Source organism: Trueperella sp., from assembly GCF_043424875.1.
In the GTDB taxonomy this organism is placed as follows: Bacteria; Actinomycetota; Actinomycetes; order Actinomycetales; family Actinomycetaceae; genus Trueperella.
In genome coordinates this window covers 1-12977 of the sequence record NZ_JBHWPL010000107.1, presented here as the reverse complement: position 1 = coordinate 12977, position 12977 = coordinate 1, and the positions used below count along the sequence as shown (strand labels likewise).

Genomic DNA, 12977 nt, shown 5'->3' with positions numbered 1-12977 from the left:
GAGCATCTCGAGAGCCACGATGTTCCGCCCGCCCTCTGGCACGATGATGTCCGCCCTGCGTTTGGAGGGCGCCACGTACAGCTCGTGCATGGGCTTGACGGTGGCCAAGTACTGCGCTTCGACCGATTCGATGGATCTGCCGCGCTCGACGACGTCGCGTTTCACACGGCGCAAGATGCGCACGTCGGCGTCGGTATCCACGAAGATCTTGACGTCGAACAGGTCGCATATGCGCTCGTCAACAAAGAGCACAATACCTTCGACCAAGATGACGGGCGCGGGGTCAATGCGAACAGTTTCTTTCGAGCGCGTGTGCTGCGCGTAGTCGTAGGTGGGGGCGTCGATGGGCTCCCCCGCGATCAGCTGCAGGAGCTGGGCGACCATGAGGTCGTTATCAAAAGCATCCGGGTGGTCGTAGTTAAGCTTGGCTCGCTCCTCCATCGGGAGGTGGTCGTTGGGCCGGTAGTAGCTGTCATGGAAGACCACCGCCGTGTTGGGAGCAAACTGCTTCTCAATCGCCCTGGTCAACGTGGTCTTGCCACTGCCGGTGCCGCCAGCGATACCAATAACCATGGGCCTACCTGTTTTAGCCACCGCGCACCTTTCGCCATTGATTAACCAATTCAAAAATTACCACGCGCCGCGTAAAACCCCGACTTCTTCAGCGCGACACAACTCACGGCAACAACCAGCCGCAAAGCGAGTGAGACGTCGTTCGAATGGGCGGCTGCGCTCGTCACTTTACCACTCGCATTCACAGACAGGCATGTGCCACAGCTTCGCGTTGTACGTGTTCGTCATGATGGTTCATGAAGAGCTTTTGGCAACACCCGCTCAATTAGTCGACTCACGAGAAACTGCTGCACCGAATAATCCCGTGGGATGATTTTGCGAAAACCACCACAGATTTACGCTTGTGCCACAGGTTAAACCGACAGCATCATCAAGGAGCGCCCAATGGCTCGCACAATTTTTCCGCGGCTCGTGGCACTTGGCGCCATCGCCTCACTCACCCTCGCCGCGTGCACGGACTCTACTGGCACACAATCCAACGGCACCGAAACGACCTCGCCACCACCAACGACGACGGCACCAACGGAGGAAGCCTCACGCGCTGAGCAAGCACAGGCCGACGGCGAACGCGACCAGGCAATTGCCGAGGCCGAATCACAGGGATTACAGACAGTCACCGGGACCTACACCATCCTCAGCTACGACGAGGCTGTCCCCTACATGAATGTCGATCCGGTGACGGAAGAGCCCGAAACATACGTGCCAAATGAGGGCTTCGCGGTCGTCATGCTCGATGAGCCACTCACGCTCGACGTTCTCGACATTTTTGAAAACCCCGTGTCAATCACGACGACGATGCTCCTGCCAAGTTACGGCACGGAGCTGGAATCCCAGGGATACACGTGGCAAAGCGCGCCGTATCTAGATGGCGAAGAGGTCGTGCTCGCGTACGACCCGGCCAGCACGATGTACGCGGCGGATCCCACGTCTGTGATGTCCTGGACGGATGCTCCTTCCGGCGGCTTCAAGCTCATCTACCCGGCGGCTCCAGAGCCGCAGATCCCAGAGCAATTTGCACAGGCGGTCGAAGAAGCTGAACGCGCCGGAGATAGCTACTTCATCGGCACCATCGACGTTCTCGATGCCGAGGAGATTCGCAGGTATGCCGGTGTCAAGATTGCGGCCGAGAACGAGCAGGCGGTTGTCGTCAAACTCGACCAGGATCACCTATTTTCAAGGATTGCCCCCGACGGCAACGGCGTGGACACGGAAGAGTTTTACACGGCGCAATTCGCACTGTTTGAGCCCGATGGCTCCCCGGTCGCTCCCGATAAGTACACCGAAGGAAGCACGGTCCTCGTAACCTATCCGCCAAACTCCCAGCAACATGGCGGACTGTCGTGGACGGGAACTCCGATTAGGAACTACACCGTGATCGAAGATCCGAGCGGCCAGTAAGGATTGCCGCGGTTAATAGGCAGAGTCGGTGTTGTTGAGGACGTTTAGATGAATTGAGTTACTTCGCTGTACGTCATCCGTGTGAGCGCGGTTATGGGCCCGGGTAGAAAATCTCTGCCGTTCTCCACACCACATCCGTACTGCTAGTGCTGATCTCGAAGCTGAGCCCGGGTTTTTCGAGATCGATACGGTTGCACACTGCGGTCCAAGTGCGAAAGGAGAGTTTGCTCGTACCTTGCGAGGGTGTCAATCCACTCAGGCAGGTTCGCGGCAAGGTATTTCCCGCACGGCATACTTTCCAGCGTCCAGATCCTGATTAAGAGTTTCCTCGCACTTGGCCAGTATTTAGTAGGCCTTACCATACGCTGATCGAACCGGTAAACCTTGGGATTGCCTATCGTAGGGTCACATAGGTAGCGGCGCGCTGAGTACCGATACAGGTCGGCAACTTCACAAAACTGGTCTGAAACCCGCAATTTCTCCTTCTTCGTTCCCACGCGGTAGGCCCGGCTTAGTCGCTTAGCTACTACAACACGCACCATCTTCGCAGTCACATCCTCATTCACACGAAAAATATTCGTGCTCAAAACACGTGAGGCACCACAATCGTTTCGCGGTCATTTCCCATAAGGTAAGTCGACACAGTGGCATTGCGCACATAACACGGTAAACTTTCGTAATCACCGTGCTTTTCAATAAGCGCCTTCGGGCGATATGCGCGCTACAAAGGTCCGGTTCAGTCACGTTAGACCCGCCGGACCCATCTCAGATCTACCAACACGAGTTACAAGTTCGGACGGATCAAATTTTCTGACACCACCTAGGACCAAGGAACACCATGAAAATCGCCATCATTGCACTATCGATGTTGCTCGTACCAGTTGCTCCGGCGGCATTACAACACGCCCCCCGTCACCTACCGTAGGTAGTATGTATACCGTTGATGCATCTGCCCCCTCAGATGACGACACACAACCCATCCCTCCGATTAAGAGAAGAAATTCAAACCTCAACGCGCCTTCTCCGCTTCTCGAACGCGGTGGCGGACTCCTAACGCCCACTTGGGTTATGCAGCCTTCAATAGACGGCACACACAGCGTTCCCAATTACCCACGCGTGAGTAGAGCAACGGGATGCCAGCGCGCACGAGCAGGATATGTGATATTCACTGTCTCTTGGAATGGACTCGTTTGCTTTCCGTTAAGTCTTGCCGGAGGCCCCGTCGGTTCTTTTATCATCGGATGGGGTTGTGGCTACGTCGGCGAAAAGATCATCAGCAGGCCAAGCTCGAGCCAAATCTGCAATTAAGGACGTACTGTGATATCTCGAAAGCGAATCGCGGAAATTACGGTTATCAATGCGCTTTTTCTGATTGCGTTTAGTGCGTTAAAACTCTGGGAACAAGGTGCATTCGAACAGGGACGTGGAGTTCAGACAACCTCAGATTTACTGTCGGTGGCACCACTCATTGCCTTCTTTGTTTTCTTCACTCTGTTTAGAGTTTATTGGGAAAGCAAAGTAGCACAAGCACAGGACGCCGATGAGCGTGAGCAACTCGAAGCCCAGCGGAAGAAGCTCATCGCGTTCGGAGTCGTAGCAGGAATCGTGTTGCTCACCATTGTCTTCATGTGGCAACCAGAGGTATCTGCCATGCGCCCCTACTGACACGAGTAAATTACACCGTGCCCCACGTGGATTAATCCACGTGGGGCACTCATTCGGCTATCGAATCGAGGTTACTTCTCTTCCTCGTCCTTGCGGGTCTTCGTCGCATCGAGACGGATGCCTGGACCCATCGTCGTCGAGACGGTCGCCTTGCGGATGTACTTGCCCTTGGCCGAGGTCGGCTTCAGGCGGAGGATTTCCTCCTGGACAGCTGAGTAGTTGTCGAGCAGCTGCTCGAGCTCGAAGCTCGTGTTGCCGACGATGAAGGCGAGGTTTCCGTGCTTGTCCACGCGGAACTCAACACGGCCACCCTTGATGTCCGAGACAGCCTTGGCGACATCCATGGTGACGGTGCCCGTCTTGGGGTTCGGCATGAGGCCACGAGGACCAAGGACGCGGCCGAGGCGGCCGACCTTGCCCATCATGTCCGGGGTTGCAACCGCGGCGTCGAAGTCGGTCCAGCCGCCCTCGACCTTGGCGATCAGATCGTCGTCGCCAACCTCGTCAGCGCCGGCGTCAAGTGCCGCCTGAGCGTTCGGGCCCTGTGCGAAGACGATGACGCGGGCGGTCTTGCCCGTTCCGTGCGGGAGGTTGACCGTGCCGCGCACCAGCTGGTCAGCCTTGCGCGGATCAACGCCAAGGCGGAACATTACTTCGACAGTGGAGTCGAACTTGGTGACGGAGGTCTTCTTGGCGAGGTCAAACGCCTCGCGCGGGGGGTACAGCTCGCCGCGCTGAACGAGTTCAGCCGCCTTGCGATAGTTCTTTGAGCGCTTTGCCATTCTGCTTTTCTCCTTCGGCAGTCGTGGGAAACGAGCCAGCTCCGGGCTCTACCACGGCAACTTGGTAGTCGCTATTAAATCTTGTCGGTGGTCACGCCCATCGAACGCGCGGTGCCGGCAATGATGCGAGCTGCGTTGTCGATGTCGTTTGCGTTCAGGTCCGGTTCCTTGGTCTTGGCAATCTCTCGCAGCTGATCTGCGGTGAGGTGGCCAACCTTATCGGTGTGAGGAACACCGGAGCCCTTCTTGATGCCCGCGTACTTCTTGATCAGATCAGCGGCCGGCGGAGTCTTCGTGATGAAGTCGAACGAGCGATCTTCATAGACGGTGATCTCAACCGGGATAACGTTTCCACGCATGGATTCGGTCGCAGCGTTGTACGCCTTGACAAAGTCCATGATGTTCACGCCGTGCTGACCCAGCGCGGGGCCGATCGGCGGTGCAGGCGATGCTGCTCCAGCTTCAATCTGGAGCTTGATCAGACCTGCAACCTTCTTCTTGGGAGGCATAATTGATCCTTCTTTGTTACTAGGGAACCATCATCATGGCACCGATGATGGGCGTCATTCAGCAGTTAAAGAGATGGGCGCCTTGCGGCAGTTCGGCTGGAGTTGCCGGACTAGTCCATCTTCTTGACTTGGCTGAAGGACAGGTCGACCGGGGTTTCCTGGCCGACAAGAGTCATGAGCACGGTGAGCCTCTGGTTCGCCGCGTCAACCTGTGAAATTGTAGCTGGCATTCCGACCCACGGCTCCGTGGTAAGCGTCACGGTCTCGCCAACCTCGTAATCGGCGACGATCTCCGGAGCGCCCGCAGTAACGGGCTTACCAGCGGCCTTGGCAGCCTCGGCAGCTTCTTGCTCGACGACGGGGGTGAGCATTTGCACGACCTCATGCAAAGTCAGAGCAACCGGGTCACGGCCGTTTCCAACGAAGCCGGTCACGCCGTTCGTGTCCTGAACAGCACGCCACGAGTCGTCGGTCATCTCCATGCGAACGAGAGCGTAGCCAGGCATGCGCACACGCGAAATGAGCTTGCGCTGGCCCTTCTTCACCTCGTAGACCTGCTCCATCGGTACCTGAACCTCGAAGATGAAATCTTCCATGTTCAGCGTGTGGATGCGGTGCTCGAGATCCTGCTTCACGCGCTTTTCGTAACCGGCGTAGGTGTGCAGCACGTACCAGTCGCCCGGAAGGCCTTTGATGCGCTTGCGGACGGTCTCCTCGGTGATCTCTTCCTCGGCGTCGTCCTCGGCTGCGGGTTCCTCGGCTGCGGGCTCGTCGGCTACGGCCTCGTCAGCTGCGGGCTCGTCGGCGGCAACCTCGTCGGATTCAGGCTCAGCGGCTGCCGGGGCGTCAGCCGTGTCTGTGTCGACCGCATCCGTGTCGGCCGTGTCTGTGCCGGTCGTGTCTGTGCCGGTCGTGTCGACGGCGTCGTCTTCCGGGGCGGGTGCGTCCGCCGGGGTGGCGGAATCGGAAAAGAGTTCGTCGCGTGCGAATTCTTCCTCGGACATTGTCCCTACTTTCGTTAATTTCGAGTTGTGTTAACCGAAGATCCAGAACATGGACTGGTTAAAGACAACATCAAGGATCGAGACGAAGATCATCACGATCGCCACAAAAAACACCACCGTGAGGAAGAGGTTCCACAGCTCCTTACGGGTGGGGCGCTGAACCTTCTTAAACTCGGCAACAACTTCCTTGAAGAAGGTGACGATGCGACGCCAAAGGCTCTTCTTCTGCGTGGACTTACGGCCACGAGACGATGCGCTTGCTGCTTGGCTCATCGATGTTGTCCTCTCGATTATGTGGAAAACGGCCCAAATCTTGGGCCGCCTTCATTGCAGGGCAGGAGGGACTCGAACCCACAACCGCCGGTTTTGGAGACCGGTGCGCTACCAATTGCGCCACTGCCCTATGGCCCGACTTTCATTATGCCAGACGGCGCCAGATCGTCGCCAACGAAGGCAACTCGCACAAGTCTAGTGAGATTGTGACCAAAACTCTAGGCAGGTTGGCCCCGGCGTCTGTAATTCTCACCACGTTCGCGCCCAGACGGCCGGGCACGCGCGCAGCGGCGCCCGTTCGTCGTCGTCGGAAAGGAGGACAGATACTGAACGTCCTTTACGCTCTCCCACCAATTCTGACACGATAAAGCCATGGCTACAGAACCCAAGAACAGAGTCTCCCAGCGCCTCGCCGCGCTCCAACCATCAGCAACCCTCGCTGTCGACGCCAAGGCGAAGGCCCTGAAGGCCGAAGGCAAGCCGGTCATCGGTTTTGGCGCGGGCGAGCCGAACTTCCCCACCCCAGCTCACATCGTTGAGGCGGCCGCGCAGGCTGCCACGGATCAGAAGAACCACAAGTACACCGTGGCAAAGGGCCTGCCCGAGCTTCGCGCGGCAATCGCCGCGAAGACGAAGGCCGACTCCGGTGTTGAGGTTGATCCGGACAACATCATCGTCACCAATGGCGGCAAGCAGGCCGTCTACCAGGCGTTCGTGTCGTTGGTCGACGACGGCGACGAGGTCATCCTGCCCGCCCCCTACTGGACCACCTACCCCGAGGCGATCAGGCTGGCCGGCGGCGTCCCGGTTGAGGTACTCGCGGGCTCCGACCAGGACTACAAGGTCACGCTCGACCAGCTCGACGGCGCTCTGACCGAGCGCACGAAGGTTCTCCTGCTGTGCTCGCCGTCGAACCCGACCGGCTCGGTCTACTCCGCAACGGAACTCGCGGCGATCGGCGAGTGGGCGCTCGAGAACGGCCTGTGGGTGGTCTCGGACGAAATCTACGAGCACCTCGTGTACGAGGGCGAGATGTCCTACATCCTCGCCGAAGTTCCCGAGCTCCAGAACCAGACCATCGTGGTCAACGGCGTGGCCAAGACCTACGCCATGACCGGCTGGCGCGTGGGCTGGATGCACGGGCCGGCTGACGTGATGAAGAAGGTGGCGAACTTCCAGTCGCACATCACTTCCAACGTCTCGAACGTCTCGCAGGTGGCGGCAATCGCCGCGCTCGAGGGCGACCAGGGGGTCGTCGCCGAGATGAAGGAGGCCTTCAACCGCCGCCGCACGACCCTCGTGGAGATGCTCCGCGAGATCGAGGGCATCGAGGTTCCCGAGCCGACGGGCGCGTTCTACGTCTACCCCAACGTGTCGGGCCTGCTCGGCAAGGAGATCAACGGCCGCGTGGCGAACACGACCACCGAGCTCGCCGAGATCATCCTCGAGGAGGCCGAAGTGGCCGTTGTTCCTGGCGAAGCCTTCGGCACGCCCGGCTACATCCGCATGGGCTACGCCCTGTCTGACGAGGACCTCGTGGAGGGCGCGTCACGCCTGCAGCAGCTCTTCGCTTAATCACGACGACGGGCGCCCGGTTTCGTACTGGGCGCCCGTTTTTTGTGCCGTCGGCATGCGGTTGGGTGGGAGGCGGCGGTTAGCGGACGGCGGTCAGACGCGTGCCGTATCCCCAATCGCGCTCGGCTTCGCGCGCGGTAGCAAGCCATCCCTCGACCACCCCGAGGCGGGCGAGCGCCTGTTTTTGCCAGTTGCTCCTGCCGCGCTGGCGGGCCGAAGCCACGAGCGAGAGAACGACGCCGGCCGTCGAGGCCGCGAGCGCCACCGGATCGACCTCGGTGCGGGCTCGCTCGAACCAGCGGTCGGTGATCGAGCCAACGTGCTTGTACTTCTCGTTCAGGCTGGGAAGAACCGAGAGGTGCCCAAGCAGGCACCCCCAGTCGTCGGCGCGGTAGCCGGGCCCGAAGGAATCGAGGTCGAGCAGGCCACTGACGTGGCCGGTCGTGGGCGAAACGAGCACGTTCGCCTCGTAGAAGTCTCCGTGGGTGGGCACGAGCGGGCCGTAGTCGGCCTCGGTGCGGTAGCGGCGAATGGCCGTGGCGGCGGCCCTCGCGCGGTCGGCGATCTCGGGAAGGGAGGCGCCCGCGGCGTCGGCGTAGTGCTCGCAGCGGTCGGCCCAGGCGGGGCGGCGTTTGAGCCCACGCCCGATCATCGGCAGGGCGTCCAGGGTTTCGGACAGGGACGTGAACGTCGCATCAAGGTTCTTGCCGCGCACGTAAGCCGCGGATAGTGGCGTGCCTCGGACCGTCGTCGTCAATACAAGCCCGTCCGCGGTGGATCTGGTGACGCGCGGGGCGGGAAGCTTCGCCTTCTCGAACGCGATGTGCCGCTGCAACAGCGCCTCGACGGTGTCTGGGCGCACGACCTTGGCGAACAGGAGCTCGCTCTCCCCCTCGACGCGCAGGACGGCGCGGCGGGTGGGCCGGTAGCCCAGAAGTTCGACATCGACGCGCTCGCCCACGAGATCCGAGAGCGGCTCGGGATCGCAGGCGAGCCCGAGCGCGGGCAGATCCGGATCGTTGGGGAATTCCCACAGGTGGACGGGCAGGTCGTCGGCGTACAGGGTCTTCGCGCCGGCCCGCGCGAGGCGATCGGGATGAATCTTCGCCGTCGACGCCACGAGATAGAGATCCTCGCGCACGCGCTGACCGGCGCCGTGGAACTTGTCCCACACCACCGAGTAGCCCACCGACACGCTCGCACCCGGGCGGTGGTTGACGGCGTGAACGTGCCAGGAGCGCACGATCCCGTCCTTGCCCAGAGCGAGGTTGATCATCTCACCAGCGGAGGGGCCGGCGAGGATATTCACCGCGCGTCGTTCGTCGCTGTGTGAAACTGCCATAGTTCTTTTATAGAAGTCTTTGGGCGGCGCCTCAACCGCTCGGCGTGTGGCGGCGTTTATGCAGGCTGAACCAGAGGGAGGTTAGACTATCGGCATGCGAGATCTGACGACCCTGCCCAAAGCGCATCTTCACCTGCACTTTACGGGTTCCATGAGGGTGTCGACGCTCGCCGATCTGGCCCGCGAACTCGGCCTGCGCCTGCCCGCCAACCTCACAGATACGACCGCCCTTCAGGTGCCCGCAAACGAGCGCGGCTGGTTCCGCTTCCAGCGCGCCTACGACGCCGCGCGCAAGGTCGTGCGAAGCGAGGAGGCCATGCGGCGGATCGTGCGCGAGGCGGCCGCCGACGACGCGGCCGAGGGCTCGCGCCGCCTCGAGCTCCAGATTGACCCCACCTCCTATGCGCCCTTCGTTGGCGGCATCACGCCCGCGTTGGAGATCGTGCTCGACGAGGCAACCGAGGCTTCCAAGGCCACCGGCGTGGAGGTGGCCATCATCGTGGCGGCATCGCGGATCAAGCATCCCCTTGATGCCCGCGTGCTCGCCCGCCTCGCAGCCAAGCACGCGGGCAACGGGCCCGGTCAGGTGATCGGCTTCGGCCTGTCCAACGACGAGCGCAGGGGCGTCACGTCCCAATGGTCAGCCGCATTCAACATCGCCCGCCGTGCCGGGCTCGCATCCGTCCCGCACGCCGGAGAGCTCCTTGGCCCCGACCACATCCGCGAGGTGGTCACGCACTTGCGCCCCACCCGATTGGGACACGGCGTGCGCGCGGCGGAGGATTCGGATCTGCTCGCACGCATCGTGGGCGCGGGCATCGCGCTCGAGGTCTGCCCGACGTCGAACGTGCAGCTCGGCGTCTACACGGCGCCGGAGGAAGTGCCGCTGCGTCGGCTCTCGGACGCCGGCGCGCAGATTGCCCTGAGCGCGGATGATCCGCTCCTGTTCCTCTCGCGGTTAACGGATCAGTACGAGATCGCGCGCGAGCAGGGATTTTCCGACGCCGAGCTTGCGAGTTTCGCGAAGGACTCGATTACGGCGTCGATGGCCACGATCGAATCCAAGCAGCGGTGGTTGCGCGAGGTCGACGAGTGGCTGGCAGAGCCCGCGGAGGTGGTGGCATGAGTCTGAATCCGACGTCGTTCATTTTGGGCGGTGCTGGCCGCGACGCCCAGCGCACGCTGTTGAACATCGACGGCCGATTCGTGCGGATCCACCGCATTGGTGCGCCACCACCTGGCCTGAACCGGCAAAAGATCGACGGCGTGGGCGACGAGCGTGTAACGTTCGTGCTTCTACACGGAATCGGGCTGTCCTCGACGTACATGACACCGCTTGCCGAAGAACTCGCCGAATACGGCGAGGTGTTCATCATGGACCTGCCGGGGGCCGCGAGCCTTCCGCCGCCGGAAGATCCGCTGTCGATCGCCGGATTCGCGGCGCTGGTTGACGCGGCGATGCGGCTCAACGGCATTGCGGATCCGATTCTGGTCGGTCATTCGATGGGCGCACAGATCGTCGTGGAGCTCATGGCGCGCAGGCCGGAGCATTTCCGCCGCGCCTGCCTCATCGGCCCGCCGGTCAACGCCGCCGAGCGCAACCCTCCCGTAGTCGTCTTTAACTACCTGAAGTCGGCGGTCTTTGAGGACGTGGAGCTCGTTCGCGTCGCGACGCTGAGCTACCTGCGCTCGGCCGGCCACTGGGTCATGAAGACCCTGCCAACCATGATGAACTACCCGATCGAGGGGCGCATGGCGCTCGTGGGCGATCAGGCGCGCGTGATGATCCTCCACGGCGAGCACGACTACCTGGTTCCCACCGAGTGGGCTAATTACCTCGCCGATCAGGCGGCTCAGGCAACGTGCGTCCAGATTCCCGGCGCCGCGCATTCCACGATTTACTCCGATGACGACGACGTGGCCAAGGCCGCCGTCGCTCTCCTCACCGAGGCCGAGCTCGAGGCGCGCGCATGAGAATTCGCGACGTGCTTGCGGATTATCTCTGGTTCGCGCGCAACGTGATCGCAACGCCTCGGGCGCACGTGCCCACGAGGCCCGATGACACGCGGGCAACGATTCTCACGCTGCCGGGCATCTTGGAAGACGGCAGCTACTTTCAGTCCACGTTCGAGCCGCTGGAGAAATCGGGATACGACATCGTCCAGCCCGATCTTGGGCGCATGCTCGCGCCAGTTCCCGAGCTCGCGCAGAAGGTGCTCGCCGATATCAGGGAGCGGTATGCGCAGGAGCCAGACCTGCCCATCATTTTGCTCGCCCATTCGAAGGGCTCACTCGTTGGGCGGGCGGCGCTCGCCGGGCTCCCCCACGGCGTGCACGGCCTCATCGCGATCGCCGCGCCCTGGAGCGGAAGCAGCATGGCTAAGCTCTTCCCCGCCGTGACCGCACTGTCGAGCATGGCGCCCGCGGGGCCGGCGATCCACCAGCCGTGGGGGCCGCAGCGCGAGCGAGTGATTCGCAAGCGCATTTATTCGCTGAGCCCCACGTGGGATCTTCACATCCCCGAGGGTTCCCTGCTTGAAGGCGCGACGAACATTCCGCTCGACGTGGCCGGTCACTTCCGCGGGATCGGCGCGCCGCACACGCTCGACGTCGTTCTCACCTGCATCGAGGACCTGATCGAGCGCGGGCCAATCCGCGCCACCTAGATACCTGCGCTTCCTAGAAATCTATGCCGCCTAGATATCTATGCAGCCTAGATATCTACACCGACGACCACCGGTTCGGGCACGAGCCGCACGCCAAACGTCTCCTCGACGCCGTCGCGCACCTCGCGTGCAAGCGCCGCGATGTCTTGCGCACTAGCTTCGCCGCGGTTGGTCAGCGCCAGGCAGTGCTTGGTTGACAGGGCCGCCGGGCCGGGCATGTTGTATCCGGCCGGGAAGCCCGCATGGTCGATGAGCCACGCGGCCGACGTCTTGACCTGACCCTCGATCGTGGGGGCAGCCTTGCCAATCTGGTTGACGGCGTCGTGCTTGGCCACACCGAATCGCGGCGCGCCCTCGGGTAGCCGGGCCGCCGCCTCCTCCGTGAGCACGGGGTTCGTGAAGAAGGAGCCGAGCGAATAGGTGTCCCGATCCGAATCGTCGAGCACCATGCCCTTCGAGCGGCGCAGCTCGAGCACGGCCGCTCGCACGTCCGCCGAGGGGGCGCGCTTGCCGAGCTCGATGTCGAGCTTGTTGGCCAGCTGCACGTAGCTCACCGGCCGCGAGAGCGTGGCGCGGCGCATGTGCAGATCCACCGAGAGCACCACCCAGCGCGGGCTCGCGCCGAACTCCCCCATCGACCTCTTGAGGATCGAATCGCGGTAGCCGAACTTCATGTCGGACAGGAAAAAGGTGCGGGTAGCCTTGGTCGCGCGATCGTACACGCGCACGGCCGCGAGCGTCTCGGCCAGCTCCTGGCCATAGGCGCCAATGTTTTGAACCGGGGCCGCGCCAACCGATCCCGGGATTCCCGACAGCGCCTCGATGCCCATCCAGCCGTGTTCGACAGCAAAGACGACGGCGTCATCCCACGGCGTGCCCGCGGTGATACGCATTTCCGCGCCGCCACAGCCATCGTCCATCAGCTCGGTGATTTCCGTGCGAGTATCGCGCACGACGACGCCGTCGAACGGCTCATCCGAGGCCAGGATATTCGACCCTCCGCCAATGACGATGACGGGTGTTCCCTCGGCGTCGGCCTGCGTAATGGCGTCGATGATCTCGGCCTCGCTCGTCGCGTTCACGACGCTGGCGACGGGGCCGCCCACGCCGATCGTCGTCATCTGCGCCAGTGAGCGCGTGCCACGCATACGGTGGGACGGGACTGGCGGGACCGTCGTCGTCGGTTCGGA

General features: G+C 62.0%; 13 protein-coding genes and 1 tRNA gene. 6 read left to right on the top strand and 8 right to left on the bottom strand.

The genetic code is table 11. The features are described from left to right. A partial coding sequence (udk, locus tag ACHFFR_RS08695; protein ID WP_394263870.1) for a uridine kinase occupies positions 1 to 594 on the bottom strand: 594 nt, incomplete at its 3' end. Positions 595 to 957: 363 nt separating this feature from the next. Between udk and ACHFFR_RS08690 the strand changes: the two genes are divergently transcribed. Next, a complete protein-coding gene (locus tag ACHFFR_RS08690) occupies positions 958 to 1971 on the top strand; it encodes a hypothetical protein (RefSeq protein ID WP_394263869.1) in 1014 nt (337 codons plus the stop codon). Positions 1972 to 3288: 1317 nt separating this feature from the next. Beyond that, entirely contained in the window at positions 3289 to 3636 is a 348-nt protein-coding gene (locus tag ACHFFR_RS08685) for a hypothetical protein (protein ID WP_394263868.1), read from the top strand. A gap of 71 nt (positions 3637 to 3707) precedes the next feature. Here the strand turns inward: ACHFFR_RS08685 and rplA are convergent, their stop codons facing one another. The 5 genes from rplA to ACHFFR_RS08660 all read right to left on the bottom strand — a co-directional run bounded on the left by rplA (position 3708) and on the right by ACHFFR_RS08660 (position 6334). Further along, positions 3708 to 4418 (bottom strand): 50S ribosomal protein L1, encoded by a 711-nt coding sequence (rplA, locus tag ACHFFR_RS08680; protein ID WP_394263867.1) that lies wholly within the window; start codon positions 4416 to 4418, stop codon positions 3708 to 3710. A 74-nt stretch (positions 4419 to 4492) separates the two neighbouring features. Further along, positions 4493 to 4927, bottom strand: a complete 435-nt coding sequence (gene rplK / locus ACHFFR_RS08675; protein ID WP_394263866.1) for a 50S ribosomal protein L11 — start codon at positions 4925 to 4927, stop codon at positions 4493 to 4495. 110 nt (positions 4928 to 5037) lie between these two features. Next, positions 5038 to 5931, bottom strand: a complete 894-nt coding sequence (nusG, locus tag ACHFFR_RS08670; RefSeq protein ID WP_394263865.1) for a transcription termination/antitermination protein NusG — start codon at positions 5929 to 5931, stop codon at positions 5038 to 5040. Positions 5932 to 5961: 30 nt separating this feature from the next. After that, positions 5962 to 6204 (bottom strand): preprotein translocase subunit SecE, encoded by a 243-nt coding sequence (secE, locus tag ACHFFR_RS08665; RefSeq protein ID WP_394263864.1) that lies wholly within the window; start codon positions 6202 to 6204, stop codon positions 5962 to 5964. 57 nt (positions 6205 to 6261) lie between these two features. Beyond that, a tRNA-Trp gene (locus tag ACHFFR_RS08660) sits at positions 6262 to 6334 on the bottom strand. Between the two features lie 242 nt (positions 6335 to 6576). Here ACHFFR_RS08660 and ACHFFR_RS08655 point away from each other — a divergent pair. Continuing rightward, positions 6577 to 7779 (top strand): pyridoxal phosphate-dependent aminotransferase, encoded by a 1203-nt coding sequence (locus ACHFFR_RS08655; RefSeq protein WP_394263863.1) that lies wholly within the window; start codon positions 6577 to 6579, stop codon positions 7777 to 7779. Positions 7780 to 7858: 79 nt separating this feature from the next. Here ACHFFR_RS08655 and ACHFFR_RS08650 read toward each other — a convergent pair whose 3' ends face one another. Next, on the bottom strand, positions 7859 to 9121 hold the full coding sequence (locus tag ACHFFR_RS08650; protein WP_394263862.1) for a phosphotransferase: 1263 nt from the start codon (positions 9119 to 9121) through the stop codon (positions 7859 to 7861). A gap of 94 nt (positions 9122 to 9215) precedes the next feature. Here ACHFFR_RS08650 and ACHFFR_RS08645 point away from each other — a divergent pair, with 94 nt between their 5' ends. Genes ACHFFR_RS08645 through ACHFFR_RS08635 form a run of 3 tightly spaced genes read left to right on the top strand, consistent with a single transcriptional unit; the run spans position 9216 to position 11787 of the window. After that, positions 9216 to 10247 carry an adenosine deaminase gene (locus tag ACHFFR_RS08645; RefSeq protein ID WP_394263861.1) on the top strand — a complete coding sequence of 344 codons (1032 nt, stop codon included), beginning with the start codon at positions 9216 to 9218 and terminating at the stop codon, positions 10245 to 10247. Then, positions 10244 to 11095, top strand: coding sequence for an alpha/beta fold hydrolase (locus tag ACHFFR_RS08640; protein ID WP_394263860.1), 852 nt, complete (start codon positions 10244 to 10246; stop codon positions 11093 to 11095). The genes ACHFFR_RS08645 and ACHFFR_RS08640 overlap by 4 nt, the downstream gene beginning before the upstream one ends. Then, the gene (locus tag ACHFFR_RS08635) at positions 11092 to 11787 is read left to right on the top strand and encodes an esterase/lipase family protein (RefSeq protein WP_394263859.1); all 696 of its coding nucleotides are present in this window, start codon (positions 11092 to 11094) and stop codon (positions 11785 to 11787) included. Before ACHFFR_RS08640 ends, ACHFFR_RS08635 begins: the two co-directional genes overlap by 4 nt. Before the next feature lie 47 nt (positions 11788 to 11834). On the opposite strand, the gene ACHFFR_RS08630 is transcribed toward ACHFFR_RS08635, so the two are convergent. Continuing rightward, on the bottom strand, positions 11835 to 12977 hold a 1143-nt coding region (locus ACHFFR_RS08630), incomplete at its 5' end, for a UDP-N-acetylmuramate dehydrogenase (protein WP_394263858.1).

What these genes read in the sequence shown, in the direction of transcription:
- ACHFFR_RS08690 (WP_394263869.1), top strand. Translation starts at nt 958, where the DNA reads ATGGCTCGCACAATTTTTCCGCGGCTCGTGGCACTTGGCGCCATCGCC.
- ACHFFR_RS08640 (WP_394263860.1), top strand. Translation starts at nt 10,244, where the DNA reads ATGAGTCTGAATCCGACGTCGTTCATTTTGGGCGGTGCTGGCCGCGAC.
- nusG (WP_394263865.1), bottom strand. Translation starts at nt 5,931, where the DNA reads ATGTCCGAGGAAGAATTCGCACGCGACGAACTCTTTTCCGATTCCGCC.
- ACHFFR_RS08650 (WP_394263862.1), bottom strand. Translation starts at nt 9,121, where the DNA reads ATGGCAGTTTCACACAGCGACGAACGACGCGCGGTGAATATCCTCGCC.
- rplA (WP_394263867.1), bottom strand. Translation starts at nt 4,418, where the DNA reads ATGGCAAAGCGCTCAAAGAACTATCGCAAGGCGGCTGAACTCGTTCAG.
- ACHFFR_RS08655 (WP_394263863.1), top strand. Translation starts at nt 6,577, where the DNA reads ATGGCTACAGAACCCAAGAACAGAGTCTCCCAGCGCCTCGCCGCGCTC.
- ACHFFR_RS08635 (WP_394263859.1), top strand. Translation starts at nt 11,092, where the DNA reads ATGAGAATTCGCGACGTGCTTGCGGATTATCTCTGGTTCGCGCGCAAC.
- secE (WP_394263864.1), bottom strand. Translation starts at nt 6,204, where the DNA reads ATGAGCCAAGCAGCAAGCGCATCGTCTCGTGGCCGTAAGTCCACGCAG.
- rplK (WP_394263866.1), bottom strand. Translation starts at nt 4,927, where the DNA reads ATGCCTCCCAAGAAGAAGGTTGCAGGTCTGATCAAGCTCCAGATTGAA.
- ACHFFR_RS08645 (WP_394263861.1), top strand. Translation starts at nt 9,216, where the DNA reads ATGCGAGATCTGACGACCCTGCCCAAAGCGCATCTTCACCTGCACTTT.